Source organism: Pseudomonas sp. BIGb0381, assembly GCF_024809815.1.
Lineage (GTDB): Bacteria > Pseudomonadota > Gammaproteobacteria > Pseudomonadales > Pseudomonadaceae > Aquipseudomonas.
This window is the reverse complement of the sequence record NZ_JANUEN010000007.1, coordinates 54987-75252: the sequence shown is the minus strand read 5'-3', so window position 1 is coordinate 75252 and position 20266 is coordinate 54987. Positions and strand designations below refer to the sequence as shown.

Annotated in this window: 20 protein-coding genes and 1 pseudogene; 6 read left to right on the top strand and 15 right to left on the bottom strand. The window is 61.4% G+C overall.

Features of this window, described 5'->3' with window-relative positions; all coding sequences use genetic code 11:
• Positions 1-60 precede the first annotated feature (60 nt).
• Together tagQ and M2397_RS19185 are read left to right on the top strand one after the other, a co-directional pair.
• Complete coding sequence (tagQ, locus tag M2397_RS19190; RefSeq protein ID WP_167655927.1) at positions 61-984, top strand: type VI secretion system-associated lipoprotein TagQ; 924 nt, start codon at positions 61-63, stop codon at positions 982-984.
• Between the two features lie 124 nt (positions 985-1108).
• Complete coding sequence (locus tag M2397_RS19185; RefSeq protein WP_058424462.1) at positions 1109-1483, top strand: hypothetical protein; 375 nt, start codon at positions 1109-1111, stop codon at positions 1481-1483.
• A 75-nt stretch (positions 1484-1558) separates the two neighbouring features.
• On the opposite strand, the gene M2397_RS19180 is transcribed toward M2397_RS19185, so the two are convergent.
• The 6 genes from M2397_RS19180 to exbB all read right to left on the bottom strand — a co-directional run bounded on the left by M2397_RS19180 (position 1559) and on the right by exbB (position 8327).
• The gene (locus tag M2397_RS19180) at positions 1559-2953 is read right to left on the bottom strand and encodes an aminoacyl-tRNA deacylase and HDOD domain-containing protein (RefSeq protein ID WP_259244249.1); all 1395 of its coding nucleotides are present in this window, start codon (positions 2951-2953) and stop codon (positions 1559-1561) included.
• A gap of 77 nt (positions 2954-3030) precedes the next feature.
• Positions 3031-5106, bottom strand: a complete 2076-nt coding sequence (gene recG / locus M2397_RS19175; RefSeq protein WP_145337414.1) for an ATP-dependent DNA helicase RecG — start codon at positions 5104-5106, stop codon at positions 3031-3033.
• An 8-nt stretch (positions 5107-5114) separates the two neighbouring features.
• Positions 5115-6035 (bottom strand): hydrogen peroxide-inducible genes activator, encoded by a 921-nt coding sequence (locus M2397_RS19170; protein WP_015886540.1) that lies wholly within the window; start codon positions 6033-6035, stop codon positions 5115-5117.
• Between the two features lie 142 nt (positions 6036-6177).
• Entirely contained in the window at positions 6178-6927 is a 750-nt protein-coding gene (locus M2397_RS19165; RefSeq protein WP_131697653.1) for an energy transducer TonB, read from the bottom strand.
• On the bottom strand, positions 6924-7349 hold the full coding sequence (gene exbD / locus M2397_RS19160; RefSeq protein WP_003195519.1) for a TonB system transport protein ExbD: 426 nt from the start codon (positions 7347-7349) through the stop codon (positions 6924-6926). The genes M2397_RS19165 and exbD overlap by 4 nt, the downstream gene beginning before the upstream one ends.
• 6 nt (positions 7350-7355) lie before the next feature.
• Entirely contained in the window at positions 7356-8327 is a 972-nt protein-coding gene (gene exbB / locus M2397_RS19155; protein WP_145337415.1) for a tonB-system energizer ExbB, read from the bottom strand.
• Between the two features lie 187 nt (positions 8328-8514).
• Here exbB and M2397_RS19150 point away from each other — a divergent pair, with 187 nt between their 5' ends.
• Positions 8515-9366, top strand: a complete 852-nt coding sequence (locus M2397_RS19150; protein ID WP_259244247.1) for an SDR family oxidoreductase — start codon at positions 8515-8517, stop codon at positions 9364-9366.
• Between the two features lie 64 nt (positions 9367-9430).
• On the opposite strand, the gene M2397_RS19145 is transcribed toward M2397_RS19150, so the two are convergent.
• The 6 genes from M2397_RS19145 to M2397_RS19120 form a co-directional block, all read right to left on the bottom strand.
• Positions 9431-10174 carry a hypothetical protein gene (locus tag M2397_RS19145; RefSeq protein WP_259244246.1) on the bottom strand — a complete coding sequence of 248 codons (744 nt, stop codon included), beginning with the start codon at positions 10172-10174 and terminating at the stop codon, positions 9431-9433.
• A 56-nt stretch (positions 10175-10230) separates the two neighbouring features.
• A complete protein-coding gene (locus M2397_RS19140; RefSeq protein WP_003176922.1) occupies positions 10231-10611 on the bottom strand; it encodes a RidA family protein in 381 nt (126 codons plus the stop codon).
• A gap of 24 nt (positions 10612-10635) precedes the next feature.
• Positions 10636-12741, bottom strand: a complete 2106-nt coding sequence (gene spoT / locus M2397_RS19135; RefSeq protein ID WP_015886535.1) for a bifunctional GTP diphosphokinase/guanosine-3',5'-bis pyrophosphate 3'-pyrophosphohydrolase — start codon at positions 12739-12741, stop codon at positions 10636-10638.
• Positions 12742-12801: 60 nt separating this feature from the next.
• Positions 12802-13065: a DNA-directed RNA polymerase subunit omega gene (gene rpoZ / locus M2397_RS19130; RefSeq protein ID WP_017735757.1), complete on the bottom strand. Its 264-nt coding sequence runs from the start codon at positions 13063-13065 to the stop codon at positions 12802-12804.
• A gap of 167 nt (positions 13066-13232) precedes the next feature.
• Complete coding sequence (gene gmk, locus M2397_RS19125; RefSeq protein WP_131697649.1) at positions 13233-13853, bottom strand: guanylate kinase; 621 nt, start codon at positions 13851-13853, stop codon at positions 13233-13235.
• Positions 13854-13863: 10 nt separating this feature from the next.
• Positions 13864-14727, bottom strand: coding sequence for a YicC/YloC family endoribonuclease (locus M2397_RS19120; RefSeq protein ID WP_131697648.1), 864 nt, complete (start codon positions 14725-14727; stop codon positions 13864-13866).
• 216 nt (positions 14728-14943) lie between these two features.
• On the opposite strand from M2397_RS19120, the gene rph reads away from it, so the two are divergent.
• The gene (gene rph, locus M2397_RS19115) at positions 14944-15666 is read left to right on the top strand and encodes a ribonuclease PH (RefSeq protein WP_124411079.1); all 723 of its coding nucleotides are present in this window, start codon (positions 14944-14946) and stop codon (positions 15664-15666) included.
• Between the two features lie 22 nt (positions 15667-15688).
• A complete protein-coding gene (locus M2397_RS19110; protein WP_131697647.1) occupies positions 15689-16057 on the top strand; it encodes a DUF4870 domain-containing protein in 369 nt (122 codons plus the stop codon).
• Positions 16058-16115: 58 nt separating this feature from the next.
• Here the strand turns inward: M2397_RS19110 and M2397_RS19105 are convergent, their stop codons facing one another.
• Positions 16116-16895: an exodeoxyribonuclease III gene (locus M2397_RS19105; protein WP_003195493.1), complete on the bottom strand. Its 780-nt coding sequence runs from the start codon at positions 16893-16895 to the stop codon at positions 16116-16118.
• An 82-nt stretch (positions 16896-16977) separates the two neighbouring features.
• Between M2397_RS19105 and pyrE the strand changes: the two genes are divergently transcribed.
• A complete protein-coding gene (gene pyrE, locus M2397_RS19100; protein ID WP_027608288.1) occupies positions 16978-17625 on the top strand; it encodes an orotate phosphoribosyltransferase in 648 nt (215 codons plus the stop codon).
• Positions 17626-17704: 79 nt separating this feature from the next.
• Here pyrE and argB read toward each other — a convergent pair whose 3' ends face one another.
• Positions 17705-18610: an acetylglutamate kinase gene (gene argB, locus M2397_RS19095; RefSeq protein WP_017846055.1), complete on the bottom strand. Its 906-nt coding sequence runs from the start codon at positions 18608-18610 to the stop codon at positions 17705-17707.
• Positions 18611-18628: 18 nt separating this feature from the next.
• Positions 18629-20050 (bottom strand): annotated as a pseudogene (locus tag M2397_RS19090) (phosphomannomutase/phosphoglucomutase); the annotation flags it as partial.
• Positions 20051-20266 lie beyond the last annotated feature (216 nt).

The following is a 20266-nucleotide window of genomic DNA, read 5'->3' as shown; positions in this document are numbered from 1 at the left end:
AAGGGACTCAGGCGGCAGTGGCCGTGCTGGGCAAGTCAAACTTAGAAGAGAACACAACCTATGCTTTTTTCCCGTAAGGCGGTTTCCAAGCGTCATCTTTTGCTGATTGCCGCTGGCTTCAGCACCGTGTTGACAGGCTGCGCCACGTCGCCGTCCTCCAAGGTCGCGTCCAGCACCAAGGTCGAGTACTACCCCAACTGCTACGAGCCGGTGCAGCACTTGCGCGCCACCGACTCGAACATGACCAAGTCGGTGGTCACCGGTGCAGCCATCGGCGCGGCCGGCGGTGCATTGCTCGGCGCCCTGACCGGCGACAAGGAAAAACGCGGCCGTAACGCCGCCATCGGCGCAGCGGGCGGTGCCCTGGCCGGCGGCGCAGCGGGTTACTACACCGAGCGTCAGAAGCAGATCGCCGATGACAACCAGCGCATCGCCTCGTATGCGGCTGACGTGAACAAAAGCGCCTCCGACATCGACCGCAGCACCGCGTACGCCAAGGCGTCCCAGCAGTGCTACCAGAGCGCATTCACCAAGTTGGTGAGTGATCGCAAAGCCAAGACCGTCAACGACACCGAAGGCCGCAAGCGCCTGGCGGAAATCGTCTCGGGCCTGAAGGAATCCAATGACCTGATCGTTGCGGTCAACGGCAAAGCCGCCGAAGACCTGAACAACTACACCCAGGCCTACGAGAAAGACCTGCAGCAGGTTGGCGTGCAGCGTAACGACGTGGTCACCGTGGCCACCGCCGACACCGCACCCGCTACCCCGCCGGCTAAAGGCAAGAAAGCCGTCAAGCCGGCGAAAAAGAAAGTGCTGCCAGTCGTGCCTCAAGAAGCAGTGACTACCGAGAAGAGCATCCAGACCGTGCAGGCCAAGCAAGCTGAAAGCAAGCAGGTCGCCAGCGCCGGTAAAGCGCAGATCGAAGGCACTTGCCGCGATCCAAACCTGGCCGACTGGGCGCCGGTGCCTTGCCCTAACGTTTAAGTAACATGCTGCTATAAGCGTCAAACGCCAGCCGATCTTCCGCTAATGCGCAAGATCGGTAGCGTTCTTTTTGCAATTCGTTAAACTGCTGCGGCCACTCAATAATTACACCGAGGCCGTGTGCATGAAATTTCGTCTTCTCCTGTGGGTGCTGGGCCTGATGATGGGCAAAGCCAGCCGCACCAATCCTGCCTTCCAGCAACAGTTGGGTGACAAAGACCTGGCGTTCCAGTTGCAGACCCTCGACGGCAAGGTTGCCCGTCACTTCATCGTCAAAGACCAACGCATCACCAGCCGCTCGGGTGTCCATCCGACGCCGGCGTTTGCTATCGCGTTCAAGGATGCCGCCTACGGCTTCGCCACGATGCAGGCGAAGAACAAGCAACTGGCGTTCATGACAGGGATTCAGGACAAGTCGATCCAGATCAAGGGCAACCCGGCGCTGGTGATCTGGTTCCAGGGGTTGACCAAGTATTTGAAACCGAAGAAAAAGAAGTAGGGCTTTCAGGTAGATCGAGTTGGATTCATCGGGGGCAAGCCCCCGATAGCTATCTGATAGGCGCCAGATTCAGCCCTAGCTGAACTGCGAGGCCAATTCGCGCAACAGCACCTCGGCATCCAGCACTTTGGAGACCACTTCCTCTGCCTTGTCACGCGTCAGCCCCAGACGCTCGAGCAGTTCGTCCGGGATGGTCTCATCCGGCCCGGAGCCAATCCCCCGGCTGCGCAACAGGCGCACGGCCAGACACACCAGGTTCGGGTACTCGGCGTATTGCCCATCGTAGGTCGGATCGTGCTGGAAGCGCAGGGCGGTGGACAGTTCGTCCGGCATGTCCCAGTAGCGCATCAGCCAGGCGCCGATCTGCTCGCGGCTGATGCCCAGCAAGTGTTGCTCCACATAGCTGTGGCACAGGTGCGGGTTGACCTCCAGGTGGCGGCAGATCAGCGAGAAGTGCGGCGGGAACACATGGGCCAGCAGCAGGTAGCCGAAGTTGTGCAGCAGGCCGGCGAGGTAGGTCAGGCCGGCTTCCGGGCGCTGGGCGCGGGGCATGGCGCGGGTCAGGCCCTCGATCACGGCGGCGGTGTAGATGGACTGGTGCCAGTACGGCGTGGCCTGGTGCGGGTGGTCCTTGGGCAGGCTCAAGGTCTTGCCCAGGGCCAGGCCCAGTGCGAGGTTGATCACCAGGTCAAAACCCAGCACGCGCACGATGGCGTCTTCCACCGAGCGGATCTTGCCCGGCGATGCGTAATAAGGCGACGCGGCCCAGCTCACCACTTGGGCGGCCAGGGCCGGATCGGTTTCGACCACGCTGGTGATGTCGTCGATGGTGGCATTGGGGTCGACGCGCAGCTTGATGATCTTCTGTGCGGTGTCGGCCAGCGGGGGAATCTCGATGGTCGCTTCCAGGCGTTGCTGGATGCGACGGGCGGTGAACGCCTGCATCGCCTGGGTGATTTCCTCACGGTCATCATTGGGGCGGTCGAGGTTCGGGCGGATATTGCTCAGTGGCTCACCGAACTGGGCGGCGCTGGCCTTGGTGAGCATGGTCTTGAAGGCGTCGCTGGCGATTTCCAGCAGCAGCCCGGCTTCACCCGAATGCACCAGCAGGCTCGGTTCATTGAGCAGGCTGCCTTCGTACAGGCACGGCGAACTGGTGAGTGCCGGCAGCCCCGGCAGCAGGCTCAGGTCGTGCTTGCCCAGCATGCGCGCGACGCGATCCGGCGCCACGGCCGTAAGGCGGCGACCCGTGAGTTCGGTGAGGCGGTTGAGGTCCAGCAGCTGGCTCTGCGGGAACAGCACCATCAGGGCGCCCACCGCGTCTTCCAGCAATACGACCTGGACTTTTTGCGCAGGATTCAGGCCCGGATGTTCGATGACTTCCGTGTAGCTGATGGCGAGTTTTGCGAGCAAAGCCCGAATGACCGGCGGTGCGGTCAGTGGGGCTGTGGCGAGGGCAACTTCTGACATGGCCTGATCCAATTTCCTACATTCACCGAAGTATAACCAGCTTGATACAACTGTAGGTCGGATAAGTGCGCCAAGCGTCACACTTGGCCGTATTGCTGCCCATGACGAAGCCAGCGATCCAGCAGCGGGCTGACGTGATCCGGCCAACGCTCCAGCAGTGCTTGCGCCGCGTCGCGCACGGCGGGCAGCAGGTCGGCGTCGCGCATCAGGTCGGCGACCTTGAATTGCAGCAGGCCGGTCTGGCGGGTGCCGAGCATTTCGCCGGGGCCGCGCAGCTCGAGGTCTTTTTCGGCGATGACAAAACCGTCGTTGGTTTCGCGCATGATCCCCAGGCGCTGGCGGCCGATCTGCGACAGCGGCGGGTGGTAGAGCAGCACGCAGTGGCTGGCGGCGCTGCCCCGGCCGACGCGACCGCGCAGTTGGTGCAATTGCGCCAGGCCCAGGCGCTCGGGGTTTTCGATGATCATCAGGCTGGCGTTGGGCACGTCCACGCCCACTTCAATCACGGTGGTAGCGACCAGCAGTTGCAGGTTGCCGGCCTTGAATTCAGCCATCACCGCCGCCTTTTCCACAGGCTTCATGCGCCCGTGGATCAGCCCGACCTTGAGTTCGCCCAAGGCGCTGGTGAGGTCTTCATAGGTGGTCTCGGCGGCCTGGCAGGTCAGCTCCTCGGACTCTTCGATCAGCGTGCACACCCAGTACGCCTGACGGCCTTCGGCGCAGGCGCCGCGTACCCGTTCGATCACTTCGACCCGGCGCGTATCGGTGACCAGCACGGTGTTGACCGGTGTGCGGCCGGGGGGCAGTTCGTCGAGGATCGAGGTGTCGAGGTCGGCGTAGGCGCTCATGGCCAGGGTGCGCGGGATCGGGGTGGCGGTCATGATCAGCTGATGCGGGTTCATGCGCCCGCCCACGCCTTTCTGGCGCAGGGCCAGGCGCTGCTGCACGCCGAAGCGGTGCTGTTCGTCGATGATCACCAGGGCCAGGTTCTTGAACTGGACTTCGTCCTGGAACAGCGCATGGGTGCCCACCACCATCGGTGCGCCGCCGGCGATCTGCTCCAGCGCCGCTGCACGCGTCTTGCCCTTGAGCTTGCCGGCCAGCCATGCGACTTCCAGGCCCAGGGGCTCGAGCCATCGCTTGAACGTGATGAAGTGCTGCTCGGCGAGGATCTCGGTAGGCGCCATCAGCGCCACCTGGTAACCGGCTTCCAAGGCTTGCAGGGCGGCGAGGGCCGCGACTACGGTTTTGCCCGCGCCTACGTCGCCCTGGATCAGGCGCAGCATCGGCTCGTGCTGGCTGAGGTCGTAGGCGATTTCATTGCCCACACGCTGCTGGGCACCCGTCGGCGCAAAGCCGAGGTTAGCCAGGTATTGCGCAGGCAGGCGCGTGGCCTTGGGCATGGCCGGCGCACGCAGGGAGCGCATGCTTTCGCGCAGGCGTTGCTGGGACAGTTGGTGAGTCAGCAGTTCTTCGAACGCCAGGCGGTGCTGGGCCCAGTGATGACCGAGGGCCAGCTCGTCGACATCGGCATCCGCGGGTGGGTGATGCAGGTAGCGGATCGCATCGGCCAGCGGCGCCAGTTGGTAGTCGCGGGCCAGTTCCAGGGGCAGCCAGTCGGGCAGGCTCTGTGGGCCAAGCATGCTCAGGGTCTGCATGCACAACTGGCGCAGGCGCTGTTGGGTCAGGCCTTCGGTGAGCGGGTAGATCGGCGTGAGGGTGGTGTCCACCGGTGGCGGTTCATCGCCGGTAATGGCGCGGTACTCCGGATGGTAGATCTCCAGGCCCGAGGCGCCGGGCCGCGCTTCGCCGTAGCAGCGCACGCGGGTGCCACGCTTGAGGCCTTCCTTCTGCGCATTGCTGAAATGGTAGAAGCGCAGGCTCAGGCCACCGGTGCCGTCCTGCAGGCGCACCACCAGGCTGCGGCGCTTGCCCATCACCACGTCGGCGCCGCTGACGGTGCCTTCGACCACCGCATCCTGCCCCGGACGCAGTTGGCCGATGGGCACCACGCGGGTGCGATCCTGATAACGCAAGGGCAGGTGAAACAGCACGTCCTGGAGGTTTTCCAGACCGACCTTGGCCAGTTTCTCGGCCATGGCTTCACCGACACCCTTGAGTGCCGTCACCGACACCTGCGACAGCTCAGTCATACGTTTACTTAGCTCGCAGCAGGCGGCTTGGCCACCGAACACAGGCGGATCGAGTCGGCGAGGATCTCAATCGCTTTGGGCCGTGGGAAGCTGGCGCGCCAGGCGATCGCCACGGTGCGGAACGGCACCGGTGGCGTGAGTGGACGCACTTCGATCACACCAGGGGCGTAGTGATGGCTGTCCACTGCCGAAAGCGGCAGGATCGAGATGCCCAGGCCAGAGGCGACCATATGGCGAATGGTTTCCAGGGAGCTGGATTCCACGGTGGTGTGTTTGGCGCCGTCGTTGCCTTTGGTCAGGGTCGGGCAGGCTTCCAGCACCTGGTCGCGGAAGCAGTGGCCTTCGCCGAGCAGCAGCAGGCTCTTGTCGTTGAGCAGGCCGGCGTCGATGGTGTCTTTCTGCGTCCACGGGTGGGAGGCGGGCATCAGCACGTAGAACGGCTCGTCGTAGAGCGGCAGCGTCAACACATCCGCTTCGTTGAACGGCAGGGCGATGATGATCGCGTCCAGCTCGCCGTTGCGCAGTTTGTCGCGCAGCACGTGGGTGAAGTTTTCTTCGATATACAACGGCATCTGCGGTGCGACGCGGTGCAGTTGCGGGATCAGGTGCGGGAACAGGTATGGGCCGACGGTATAGATGGCGCCGACTTTCAGCGGCGCGGTCAGCTGGTTCTTGCCCGCCTGGGCCAGTTCACGAATGCTCTGGGCTTGCTCGAGCACCTTCTGGGCCTGGGCAACGATGCCTTCGCCCACCGGGGTAAGGCGCACGGCGCTTTTGCTGCGCTCGAAAATCAGCACACCGAGTTCGTCTTCAAGCTTTTTCACGCCCACCGACAGCGTCGGCTGGCTGACGTGGCAACGCTCGGCTGCGTGGCCAAAGTGTTGCTCTTGGGCGAGTGTAACGATGTAGCGTAATTCTGTGAGAGTCATAGCGGGCGTCCATGAGGTTGCGGGCCAAGCATACCGGCTGCAATCGATAGACGCACGTTATCAGAACTTTGCTGGGGATTGAGGGGGGAATGCGCGGGATTTTGCTGAGAGTGGCGAGGGGTGTCCCTCGCCACCTTCATTTTCAGCGACGACGTTTTTCGATGTTGTACACGAACGGTGCAACGATCTCGATGCTGCCGCCTTTGAGCATATCGGCCGGCGGCTTGGGCAGCGGCTGGGCACGACGGATCATGTCCAGGGTGGCGCGGTCCAGGTCGGCGTTGCCGGAACGGCCCACCAACTCGTAGGACAGCACGTTACCGTCGGCATCCACGACGAACTTCAGGCGGTTCAGGCCTTCCTTGCCACGGGCCTGGGCACCTGGCGGGTACTTCTTGTACTTCTGCAAGTGTGCCAGCAGGGCGCCTTCCCAGGACGCTTTGGCGGCGATCTGCTGCGGCGATGGGCCGGGAGCCGGCTGGGCCGATTTTTCAGCCGGTGCTTTGGTCGGCGGAGCATCGCTCGGCGGTTCCTCGGAGGGTTTCTCCTTGGGCGGCTCGATCTTTTTCTCCACCGGCTTTGGCGGTTGCGGCTTGGGCTTTGGCTTGACCGGTTTGGGCACCTGGATCGTTGGCTTGGGTGCCTCGGCCAGTTTTGGCAGGGGCAGCTCTTCCACCGGTGCAGGCGGTTGCGGTGGCGTTACCACTTTCGGCGGCGCCGGCGGCGGGGGGGCAGGCATCGGGGCCAGGTCGATGACCATGGCTGCCGGCGGCAACTGCACCGTGCGCGGCGCCGACCAGTGGAGCGCGATGGCAATCGCGACGGCATGCACGCCCAGCACGACGGCGAGGCTGGTGCCATAACGCGTCAGTTTGTGGCGCGTCGTGATCATTTCTTGGCTGCCGTCTCAAGTCCGACCAGGCCGACCTTGAGGTAGCCGGCTGCCCGCAGGGCATCCATCACGCTCATCAGGTCACCGTAGTCCACGCCCTTGTCGGCCTGGAAGAAGATCGTCGTGTCCTTCTTGCCTTGGGTCTTGGCATCGAGCACCGGCCCCAGGGTTTCGGCTTTGACTTCTTCTTCGCCCAGGAACAGGCGTTGATCCGCCTTGACGCTGAGGAAGATCGGTTTCTCCGGCCGCGGCGCAGGCTTGGCGCTGGAGGCGGGCAGGTCAACCTTGATATCCACGGTGGCCAACGGTGCGGCCACCATGAAGATGATCAACAGCACCAGCATCACGTCGATAAACGGTGTGACGTTGATTTCGTGGTTCTCGACGAGTTCGTCGTCGCCTTGATTCAAATGCAGGCCCATGGCCGATTACCCCACTTTCACCATGTGCGGTTGCGAGCTGCGCTCGGTAGGCAGGTGATCGAGGTCGCGGCTGACCAGCAGCAGGACTTCTGCCGACGCGTCCGATACCTGGGCCTTGTAGCCGGCAATCGAACGGGCGAAGACGTTGTAGATCACTACCGCAGGAATCGCGGCGACCAGGCCCAGGGCGGTTGCCAGCAGGGCTTCGGCGATGCCGGGGGCAACGACGGCGAGGTTGGTGGTCTGGGTTTTGGCGATGCCGATGAAGCTGTTCATGATGCCCCAGACGGTACCGAACAGGCCGACGAACGGCGCGGTGGAACCGATGGTCGCCAGTACGCCGGTGCCGCTGCTCATGTTACGGCCGCAGGCTGCAACAAGACGCTCCAGGCGGAAAGCCACGCGCTCCTTGATGCCTTCTTTTTCGCGGGCGTTGGCCGACAGGCGCATTTCTTCCAGCGCGTCGTGCACCAGGGTGTTGGCCAGAGTGCCTTTCTTGGTCGCGCTTTCGCTGGCTTCCTTGAGGGTGGTGGCCTTTTTCAGGTGGACGATTTCAGTGCGCAGACGGCGCTTGGCGCCCAGCAGCTCGAAACCCTTGGCGATCCAGATGGTCCAGGTAATGATCGAGGCGATGGCCAGGCCGATCATCACGGCTTTTACCACCACGTCAGCATTCTGGTACATGCCCCACGGCGACAGGTCGTGGGCCATGCCCAGGGTGTTGTCTTCTTCCAGCACTACACCGGTGTCATCGGCCGCGGCAGGAGCGGCAGTGTCAGTAGGGGCTGGGGCTGCGACGGGAGCGGCCGGGGTGGCGGCATTCTGCTCGGTGGCAGCCGGAGTGGCGGGTGCGGTGGCGTCAGCGAATGCGGCGGTCGGTGCCAGCAGTACGCTGAACAGCAGCGCAGCAATCGCACGCCAGGCGCGGGATGGGCTGTGAGGCTTGGTTGGCGAAGCGGGGGTTGTATTACGTGTCATGCTGGCCGGACCTGAGAGAAAAAATGAGTGATCGTCCTTCCAGACCCAAGGGGTCGAGGACAAATGGGCGGTTATTATTGCAAGTAATTCTTGTTAACAGAAGTAATACAGTAACTTTATTTGCCCTTTTTCTGGCCGTCGGTCATCTGCGAGGGCTAATCTAGACCTTTAAGAGCGGAGTCTTGTGATGTTTGTGCCTTCTGTTGTGATTGCCGGTTGTGGCGATGTGGGTAGTCGGTTGGCTAGCCAATTGCTCGCCTCGGAATGGGAGGTTTATGGCCTGCGGCGCGATATTTCACGCCTTCCCGATGGGGTGATCGGCATTGCCGGCGACCTGTTCAACAAGGATTGTCCTGACACCTGGCCGATCGGCGGGGTGGATTACCTGGTGTACTGCGCCGCCGCGACCGACCACGATGAGGCCGGTTATCGCGCCGCTTACGTGCAAGGGTTGCAGCATGTGCTGGAGTGGCTGAAGGATTACGGCCAGGAGCCCAAGCACCTGCTGTTTGTGTCCAGCAGCAGCGTATACGGGCAGCAGAATGGGGAGTGGGTCGATGAAACCTCCGAAACCCAGGCCAAAGGTTATTCCGGGCAAGTCATGCTGGAGGCCGAGCAGGTGGCACTTAACAGTGGCATTCCCGCGAGCGTCGTGCGGCTGACCGGTATTTACGGTCCTGGTCGCGAATGGCTGCTGACCCAGGTGCGCCAGGGGTACCGTGTAGCGCTTGATCCACCTTTATACGGCAACCGTATACACGCCGATGATGCGGCGGGCTTGCTGGCATTTTTGCTACGCCACGTGGAGCAGGGCGGTTCGCTGGATAAGGTCTATATCGGCGTCGACGACGCACCGGCGCCTTTGGCGGAGGTGGTGGCCTGGTTGCGTGATTACCTGGGCGTAACTGAGTGGTCCGAGGACGCCAGTGTGCGGCGTGCCGGCAGCAAGCAATGCAGCAATGCCCGCATAAAGGCGCTGGGGTGGACACCCACGTATGCGACCTACCGCGAAGGGTATGCAGCCATTCTTAAAGGCTGAAATGCGGTTTAAAAATGTGGGAGGGGGCCAACCCCCTCCCACATTTGGAGCTGGTTGATGACTGCTATTGTTTTTCAAGCAGCCATTGGCGAGGACCCGGCGTAAACGAAGGCACTTCGTCCGCCTGTGCGGTGTTGACCGCCTGGAAGATCTCCAGCTGCTTGCCCTTGCGCACGAAGATCCAGGGGTTGCCCACGCCGTTGAGTTGCAGCCACATGCTGTCGTAGCCACCGCTCATGGAGGCGCAATCGCCGGCCAGGCACAGTGAGTACCGATCAGCATTGGGCAAACCGGCGACCTTGCCGTCAGGCTGGAACTGGACAGTGGCGCCGTTGCCGAAGCCGTCGGTGATCTTCCAGTCGCCGCCCATATAGGCTGCGTAGAGTGCGCGTTCGAAGTTGGCACCCAGTGGCGCACCTTCCGGTGCAGGGGCCTTGGCGCGGGCGAACAGTTGCTCGGGCTCATTGTCGTTGGCGGACTGCAGCAGTTGCTTGCCTTTGCGCTTGAGTTCGGTGGCGGAGCTGCCGTAGAAATCCACGCTCCAGGCACCGGATTTCTCGCCCAGCAACTTGCCTTCGGCCACTTCAAAGCCGTTGTAGTAGCGCGCCTGCGAGGCCTTGGGGTTGACCTCCCATTCGAGGTTCGGACCATAGCTTTGCAACGATTCACGCAAAGGGCCGCCTTTGGCTGCCGCATCGATGGCGACCTGGTTGATCCAGGTGCCGCTCACATCCAGATCGGCAGGGTTGCTGGCACAGCCGCCGAGGAGCAGGGCGAGCAACGAAGAGGCTACAAGCGCTTTGCGCATCATGAAATCCTTTTAAAACGAAGTCGGCGCAGCCTGTGGAGGCTGCGCCGGGTGTTTTACTCGATGACCAGAATTGCGTCCATCTCAACCTGCGCGCCCTTTGGCAGGGCTGCAACGCCAATGGCGGCACGGGCTGGGTAAGGTTGTTCGAAGTACTTGCCCATGATCTCGTTAACCTTGGCGAAGTGGCTCAGGTCGGTGAGGAAGATGTTCAGCTTGACGATGTCCTTGAACGAGCCGCCGGCAGCTTCGGCCACGGACTTGAGGTTTTCGAAGACCTGTACGGTCTGGGCTTCGAAGCCTTCCACCAGTTCCATGGTCTTTGGGTCCAGCGGGATCTGGCCGGACATGTAGACGGTGTTGCCCGCCTTGATAGCCTGGGAGTAAGTACCGATGGCGGCTGGGGCCTTGTCGCTGGTGATAACGGTCTTGGTCATGAATGACTCCTTGTAATGGATGGGCTACGCACGCATGCGGGTAATGCGGATCACACCGGTCAAGGCGCGCAGTTTCTTGATCACGCGGGCCAGGTGCACGCGGTCATGCACGCTGACCACCAGCTGGACCACGCTGATGCGACCATCGCGCTCGTCCATGCTGATTTTCTCGATATTGCCGTCGGCCGCGTTGACGCTGCTGGCCAGCAGGGCGATCAGACCGCGCTGGTGTTCCAGCTCAACGCGCAGCTCGACGTTGAATTCGCCGGTGACATCCTTGGCCCACGAGAGCTGGATGCATTTTTCCGGGTTGTGACGGATTTCGGTGATGTTGCGGCAGTTGTCGAGGTGAACGACCATGCCCTTGCCAGCCGACAGGTGGCCGACAATCGGGTCGCCAGGGATCGGCGTGCAGCATTTGGCGTAGCTGAGCACCAGGCCCTCGGTGCCGCGAATCGCCAGCGGGCCTTCCGGGCTTGGCAGTTGTTCGCCTTCACCCAGCAGACGGCGGGCGACCACATAGGCCATGCGGTTGCCCAGGCCGATATCTTCCAGCAGGTCTTCGATGGTTTCCTGGCGGTACTCGTGGAGCATCGCTTGCACGCGCTCCTGCGGAATCTTGTCCAAGGCACTGTCGAAGCCGTTGAGTACTTTGTTCAGCAGGCGCTCGCCGAGGCTGATGGACTCGGAGCGGCGCTGCAGTTTCAGCGCGTGGCGGATGTGTGTGCGCGCCTTGCCGGTAACTACGAAGTTCAGCCACGCCGGGTTCGGGCGCGCGCCGGGTGCACTGACGATCTCGACCGTGGAGCCGCTTTGCAGCGGTTCGGACAGCGGCGCGAGACGACGGTTGATCCGGCAGGCAATGCAACTGTTGCCGACGTCGGTGTGCACCGCGTAGGCAAAGTCGACCGCGGTGGAGCCTTTGGGCAGCTCCATGATCCGGCCTTTGGGCGTGAACACGTAGACCTCGTCCGGGAACAGGTCGATCTTCACGCTTTCGATAAATTCCAGGGAGTTGCCGGCACGTTGCTGCATTTCCAGCACGCCCTTGACCCACTGGCGGGCACGGGCATGGGTGCCTTTGGGTTGCTCGTCGCCGCTGGATTTGTACAGCCAATGGGCGGCGATGCCGTTGTTGGCCATCTCTTCCATTTCGCGGGTGCGGATCTGGATCTCGATCGGCACCCCGTGCATACCGAACAGCGTGGTATGCAGCGATTGATAGCCGTTGGCCTTGGGGATGGCAATGTAGTCCTTGAAGCGCCCCGGCAGGGGTTTGTACAGATTATGTACAGCGCCCAGCACGCGGTAGCAGGTATCGACCTTGTCCACGATGATGCGGAACGCGTACACGTCCATGATCTCGTTGAAGGCCCGGCGCTTGCCGCGCATCTTCTTGTAGATGCCGTAGATGTGTTTTTGCCGGCCGCTGACCTCGCCCTCGATCTCGTCGATCGCCAGGCAATGGCTCAGGGATTCTTCGATCTTGTTGACGATTTCCTTGCGATTGCCCCGGGCGCGCTTGACCGCCTGGTAGATACGCGCCGAGCGCATCGGGTGCATGGCCTTGAAGCCGAGGTCTTCGAACTCGATACGAATGGCGTGCATGCCCAGCCGGTTGGCGATGGGCGCGTAGATTTCCAGGGTTTCCTTGGCGATGCGCCGGCGTTTTTCGCCGGACAGCACTTCCAGCGTACGCATGTTGTGCAGCCGGTCGGCCAGCTTTACCAGGATCACCCGGATGTCCCGGGCCATGGCCATGGCCATTTTCTGGAAGTTTTCCGCCTGGGCTTCGGCCTTGGTCTCGAAGTTCATCTGGGTCAGTTTGCTGACCCCGTCGACCAGTTCGGCCACGGTTTCGCCAAATTGCGCACTGAGCGCTTCCTTGGCAATACCGGTGTCTTCGATCACGTCATGCAGCATCGCGGCCATCAGGCTCTGATGGTCCATGTGCATGTCGGCGAGAATATTTGCCACCGCAAGAGGATGGGTGACGTACGCCTCACCGCTTCGGCGGCGTTGGCCGTCGTGGGCTTGTTCGGCGTAGAAATACGCTCGGCGGACCAGGTTGACCTGGTCGGGGCCGAGGTAGGTCGATAAGCGATCGGCGAGGGCGTCTATGCTCGGCAAAGTGTGAACTCCTGCCGAAGGCTGTGACCCCGCGCCGTGCTACGTCGACCAGGCATAGGCTTAGACGGCCTCGTTGGACTCGTCCTCGAACGCTGCAAACAGCGGTTCGTCTTCAACGATTTCAGCGTTGGCGATGAACTCGTAGCTCATCAGGCCTTCAGCGATTTCACGCAGGGCTACAACGGTAGGCTTGTCGTTTTCCCACTGGACCAGGGGCTCTTTGCCGCCAGTGGCCAGTTGACGGGCACGCTTGGTAGAGAGCATGACCAGCTCAAAGCGGTTTGCCACGTGGTCTAGGCAGTCTTCAACGGTTACGCGGGCCATGATATTCCTCGGAGCGAATGCAAGATGCGCGCTGCCCGGTTGGGCGAGCGGACTGAGCAGTTTAAAAAATCACCAGCGTTTAGGGAAGCGCTGATTTTTCGCAGGCCCTCGCAAAACCGCTGCAAGCGCCAATGTAAAGCCCTTGCAGCGGTTTTGGGAAGGGCCAATCAGCCGAGCAATTCGGCGAGTAATTTGCCGAAACGCTGCTGTTGACGCTTCTGCTGGAGCTGATTGGCGCGGAAAATCGCCTTCAGGTCATCCAGCGCGTGGGAAAAATCGTCGTTAATGATCAGGTAGTCGTAGTCGACATAGTGGCTCATTTCGCTGACAGCTTCCCGCATGCGGCCTTCGATGATCTCGTCGCTGTCCTGGCCACGGTTGGTCAGGCGCTGGTGCAAGGCTTCGAGCGATGGCGGCAGGATGAAGATCGAGCGCGCCTTGGGCATCAGCTGGCGCACTTGCTCGGCGCCCTGCCAGTCGATTTCCAGGATCAGGTCGTGGCCTTCGTCCAGGGTCTGCTGCAGGTGGCTTTGCGAGGTGCCGTAGAGGTTGCCGAACACCTCGGCGCGCTCCAGGAAGTCACCGTGTTCGATCATCTTCACGAACTCAGTGCGCTCGACGAAGTGATAGTGCACGCCGTTCACCTCGCCCGGGCGCATGGCGCGGGTGGTGTGGGACACCGAAATACGGATCTGATCGTTGGTGTCGGTCAGCGCCTTGACCAGGCTGCTTTTGCCCGCGCCCGAAGGGGCGGAAATGATGTAAAGGGTACCGGTGCTGTGGGTCATGGAGGTTGCCTTACTCAATATTCTGTACTTGTTCGCGCATCTGCTCGATCAACACCTTGAGGTTGACCGCAGCCGTGGTGCTGCGCGGATCGAAAGCCTTGGAGCCCAGTGTATTGGCTTCGCGGTTGAGTTCCTGCATCAGGAAGTCCAGGCGCCGACCGGCGGCGCCGCCGGACTTGAGTACGCGGCGCACTTCAAGAATGTGGGTGCTCAGGCGGTCGAGCTCTTCGGCGACGTCGCTCTTTTGTGCCAGCAGGACCATTTCCTGTTCCAGGCGCACAGGGTCGAGGTCGGCCTTCATGTCGGTGAAGCGGTCGAGGACCTTCTGGCGCTGGGTTGCAAGCATCTGCGGCACCAGCTCGCGCAGGATCACCACGTCTTCCTCGATCGAGGTCAGGCGCTCGTTGATCAGGCGGGCCAGTTCGGCGCCTTCGCGCTCGCGGCCGGCCTTAAGTTCCTTCAGGCCCTGGGTGAACAGGGCGAGGGCTTCGGCATTGAGGGCTTGCGGATCGGTGGCGTCAGCCACCAGAACGCCGGGCCAGGCCAGCACTTCCAGAGGGTTCAGCGCAGCGGGTTGCTTGATCAGGCCGGCGATGGTTTCGGCGGCAGCGACCAGTTGCGCAGCGCGTTCGCGATCCACCTGCAGCGGCTTGCCGGTGGTTTCTTCGGTAAAACGCAGGGTGCATTCCAGCTTGCCGCGGGAGATACCCTGGCGCAGTGCCTCACGCACGGCGCCTTCGAGGTCACGGAAGGATTCCGGCAGGCGCAGGTGCGGCTCCAGGTAGCGGCTGTTGACCGAGCGCAGCTCCCAGCTCAGGGTGCCTTGGGCGCCGGCTTTTTCGACGCGGGCGAAGGCGGTCATGCTGTGCACCATGGAGGTACCTCGCGATGCAGTCCCGCGAAAGCGGGCTGATGGGTAAATTGAAGCCGACAGGCTGCGAAGGCGCGGGATTGTAGCGCAGTGGGGCGAGTGCGCCCAAGCAATGGGCGATAGGCTGACCATTCGTAACCAGATTTTTAGCAGTGCCCCGAATCGACTCGCGGCTCTATAATGCTCGGCAGTTTTTCGTCCTCTGTACAGGTATCCCCTATGAAACGTCCAAGTGGTCGCGCTGCCGATCAGCTCCGCTCGATCCGCATCACCCGCAACTACACCAAACACGCCGAGGGATCCGTACTGGTCGAGTTTGGCGATACCAAGGTTATCTGCACCGTCAGCGTTGAAAATGGCGTGCCGCGTTTCCTTAAAGGCCAGGGCCAGGGTTGGTTGACCGCCGAATACGGCATGCTGCCGCGCGCCACCGGCGAACGTAACCAGCGTGAAGCCAGCCGTGGCAAGCAAGGCGGCCGCACCCTGGAAATCCAGCGCCTGATCGGACGTTCCCTGCGCGCGGCCCTGGATATGACCAAGCTGGGCGACGTGACCCTCTACGTCGACTGCGACGTGATCCAGGCCGATGGCGGTACGCGTACTGCGTCCATCACCGGCGCCATGGTGGCGCTGGTTGACGCGCTTAAAGTCATCAAGAAGCGTGGCGGCCTGAAAGGCGGCGACCCGCTGAAGCAGATGATCGCCGCCGTATCGGTGGGCATGTACCAGGGCGAGCCGGTGCTGGACCTGGACTACCTGGAAGACTCGGCTGCCGAGACCGACCTGAACGTAGTGATGACCAGCACCGGTGGTTTCATCGAAGTGCAGGGCACCGCCGAAGGTGCGCCATTCCAGCCGGCCGAGCTGAACGCCATGCTGGCCCTCGCCCAGAAAGGCATGACTGAGATCTTCGAACTGCAGAACGCCGCACTGGCTGACTAAGCCGGCTTCAAGGAGAAGCGCCATGAGTGACAGTCAATTGCCGGTTCCGGCACCGACCAAGGAAGTTCGCCAGTGGGCGATGTTGTGTCACTTCGCGGCGTTCCTGGGGTTGGTATTCCCCTTCGGCAGCCTGTTGGGGCCGCTGATCGTATGGCAGATCAAGAAGGATATGGACCCGCTTATCGATGATCAGGGCAAGGAAGCCCTGAATTTCCAGATCACGGTGGCCATCGCCTGGCTGGTCTGCATGGTGCTGGGGTTCGTGGTGATCGGCTTTCTGCTGATGTTGATCCTGGTGGTGGCAGCGCTGGTGCTGACGATCATCGGTGGCATCAAGGCCAACAACGGCACTGCCTATCGCTACCCGTGGACCTGGCGCCTGGTCAAATAATGAACACCCACAAAAAAACCGACAGCGATGTCGGTTTTTTTGTGCCTGGATAAAGACCTTAGATGGTCAGTGTCCAGTCGTAGTCCACGATCAGCGGCGCGTGCTGCGAGAAGCGCGGCTGGCGCGGCAAACGTGCACTGCGTACGAACCGGCGCAGACCAGGGGTCAGCAACTGGTAGTCGAAGCGCCAGCCCAGGTTGAGCATCTCAGCCTGTTCATTGTCTGGCCACCAGCTGTACTGGTCGCCTTCGCGGCTGACTTCGCGCAGGGCATCCACATAGCCCATGTTGCCGACAATCTCGTCCATCCAGGCCCGTTCCGGCGCCAGGAAACCTGGGGATTGCTGGCTGTCGCGCCAGTTCTTGATATCCAGCTTCTGTTGCGCCACGTACAGCGAGCCACAATAAATGTACTCGCGACGTTTGCGTCGCTGTTTATCCAGGTAACGGGCGAAATCGTCCATTAGCTTGAACTTTTGGTTCAAGTCTTCATCGCCGTTCTGCCCCGAAGGAAGCAGCAAGGTCGCGATGCTGACCTTGTCGAAATCGGCTTGCAGGTAGCGCCCGTAGCGGTCGGCTGTCTCGAAGCCGAGGCCGCTGATGACCGCCTTGGGTTGCAACCGCGAGTACAAAGCCACGCCACCTTGGGTGGGCACTTCGGCATCGCAGGCATAAAGGAAGTAGCCATCCAGTTGGAAGGCTGGGTCGTCCAGTTCAAAGGCGGAGGCGCGGGTGTCCTGCAGGCAGATGACGTCGGCATTCTGAGCTTGCAGCCAACTGAGCAAACCACGCTCGACTGCAGCCTGAATACCATTAACGTTCACACTGATGATCCGCATAAATGGCCCCAAAAATCGCGTGCGTGTATGATACACGCCGTCTACCTAATTAGCTAAATCCGTGGTATCTGAGGCTTTTTTCATGCAGGCGTATCAACGCGATTTCATTCGTTTTGCCATCGATCGCGGGGTTTTGCGCTTCGGTGAGTTCACCCTCAAGTCCGGGCGCACCAGCCCGTACTTCTTCAATGCAGGCTTGTTCAACTCGGGGTCGGCCCTGGCTCAGTTGGGTCGTTTCTACGCGGCAGCCATTGTTGAAAGCGGTATTTCCTTCGACGTGCTGTTTGGCCCGGCCTACAAGGGTATCCCCCTGGCAGCTGCAACAGCCGTGGCCCTGGCGGAACATCATGGGCGCGATCTGCCATGGTGCTTCAACCGCAAGGAAGCCAAGGCTCATGGCGAAGGCGGTAGCCTGGTGGGCGCGCCGCTTACCGGCGATGTATTGATCATCGATGACGTGATCACGGCCGGTACGGCTATCCGTGAAGTTATGCAGATCATTGCGTCCCAGGACGGCGCCAAGGCCGCCGGTGTATTGATCGCACTGAACCGCCAGGAGCGAGGCAACGGTGAGTTGTCGGCGATCCAGGAAGTGGAGCGTGATTTCGGTATTCCAGTGGTAAGCATCGTGTCGTTGAACCAGGTGTTGCAGTTCCTGGAGGATGATCCGCAGCTCAAGCAGCACTTGCCGGCAGTTAAGGCGTATCGCGAGCAGTTCGGCGTTCAGTAACCGCTGAACCATAAAAAAGCCCCACCCCTTGTAGGAGCGAGCAAGCTCGCTCCTACAAGGGGTGGGGCTTTTTAGTGCTTTAAGGGCGCTTGCGATTACTGATCAGCGTGCCCACACCGGTATCGGTGAAAATTTCCAGCAGGATCGCATTCGGCACACGGCCATCCAGGATCAGCGAGCTGCCGACGCCGCCTTGCACTGCTTCCAGTGCGCAACGGATCTTCGGCAGCATGCCACCGTAGATGGTGCCGTCGGCGATCAGCTCGTCCACTTGTTGAGTGGTCAAGCCGGTCAGCACCTTGCCTTGCTTGTCCATCAGGCCAGCAATGTTGGTCAGCAGCATCAGCTTTTCAGCTTTCAGCGCTTCGGCCACTTTACCCGCCACCAGATCGGCGTTGATGTTGTAGGACTCGCCGTTGGCACCCACGCCGATCGGCGCGATCACTGGGATGAAGTCACCCTTGACCAGCAGGTTCAGCAGGTCAGTGTTGATGCCGATCACTTCGCCCACCTGGCCGATGTCGATGATTTCCGGTTGGGTCATTTCCGGCGTCTGACGGGTAACGGTCAGTTTTTTCGCACGGATCAGCTCGGCGTCCTTGCCGGTCAGGCCAATGGCGCTGCCGCCGTGACGGTTGATCAGGTTGACGATGTCTTTGTTCACCTGGCCGCCGAGGACCATCTCCACCACGTCCATGGTCTGCGCGTCAGTGACGCGCATGCCATCGATGAAGTGACTCTCGATCGACAAGCGCTTGAGCAGGTCGCCGATTTGCGGGCCGCCGCCGTGGACCACCACGGGGTTTATCCCCACGGCTTTCATCAACACGATGTCGCGGGCAAAGCCGGTTTTCAGCTCGTCGCTTTCCATGGCATTGCCGCCGTACTTGATCACCAGCGTCTTGCCGACGTAGCGTCGAATGTAAGGCAACGCTTCGGACAGGACCTTGGCGGTGTTGGCAGCGGCTTCGCGTTCGAGGGTCATTCAGGGCTCCGGTTAAAATCAGAACGGTAATTGGAGATCAGGGGCAACACGTTTCAACTGGGCGTGGAACACGTCCTTGATGCGCTGCAACTCAGCCTCGGTATCCGCCTCGAAACGCAGCACCAGCACCGGTGTGGTGTTGGACGCGCGAACCAGGCCCCAGCCTTTGGCGTAATCGACTCGCACACCATCAATGGAGGTCAGGTTGGCGCCTTCACCCCATTGCGCATCGTGCAGTGCGTCAATGATGCTGAATTTGCTCTCTTCGGTCACATGGATATTGATCTCTGGCGTAGAAATATCATTCGGGAAGGTCTGAAACAGCTCTTCCGCGGTGGATTTTTCCTTGCTGAGGATTTCCAGCAGACGGGCGGCGCTGTAAATACCGTCGTCAAATCCGAACCAGCGCTCCTTGAAGAACACGTGGCCGCTCATTTCGCCGGCCAACAGCGCGCCGGTTTCCTTCATTTTCTTTTTGATCAACGAGTGACCGGTCTTCCACATTAGCGGACGGCCGCCATATTCCTTGATCAGCGGGGTGAGGCGGCGGGTGCACTTCACGTCGAAAATGATCTCGGCACCCGGGTTGCGCGCCACCACATCGCGGGCAAACAGCATCAGCAGGCGGTCCGGGAATACGATTTCGCCGGTTTCGGTCACCACGCCCACACGGTCGCCGTCACCGTCGAAGGCCAGGCCGACGTCAGCGCCGGTTTCCTTGACCTTGGCGATCAGGTCCACCAGGTTTTCTGGCTTGCCCGGGTCCGGGTGGTGGTTGGGGAAGTTGCCGTCGACCTCGCAGAACAGCGGGATCACTTCGCAGTTCAGGGCTTCGAGCAGCTGCGGGGCGATCACGCCGGCCGCGCCGTTGCCGCAGTCCACCACCACTTTGAGGCGGCGTGCGAGTTTGACGTCGCGGGTGATTTCGTCAGAGTAGCGCTGCAGGATGTCAACTTTGGTGATGCTGCCTTTGCCGCTCGTCAGGTCGTTGGTCTTCAGGCGGGTGTGCAGGGCCTGGATCTGCTCGTTGGCCAGGGTGTCGCCGGCGATGACGATTTTGAAGCCGTTATAGTCCGACGGGTTATGGCTGCCGGTCAGCATCACCCCGGATTTGCCGGCCAGTACATTGGCGGCGTAGTACAGCGCGGGGGTGGGCACCAGGCCCACATCGCTGACATGGCAGCCGCTGTCGGCCAGGCCCTGGATCAGTTGTTCCACCAGTTCCGGACCGGACAGGCGACCGTCACGACCGACCGAAACGTTCGGCTCGTCCTGGGCCAGGCTCTGGGAACCAATGGCGCGGCCAATCCAGTAGGCGGTTTCGGCGGTCAGGGTCTTGGGTACTACGCCACGAATGTCATAGGCGCGAAAGATGCTGTCGGGGAATGTCGGGGCTACTCGGGCTGCGGTACTCATCGCGGGGGGAAACTCCATCTCAAGGGGGCAAGGCTGGCCTTAATGTGGCTGACCGGCAGGCTCAAACTGAAGGGTATGACGGTGTTTTCGGCAGAGAGTTCGTGGTGCAAAAGTGCCATCGGAGCTTGGCTCCTGTCTTTTTTTCTGCGTAATGCGTTGATTTCAATGGGGAAATCTCGCTGATAAAGTCCGCGCATTCTTCATCCTGAAAAGCCTTGCGGGGGGCGTCGAGCCGGACAA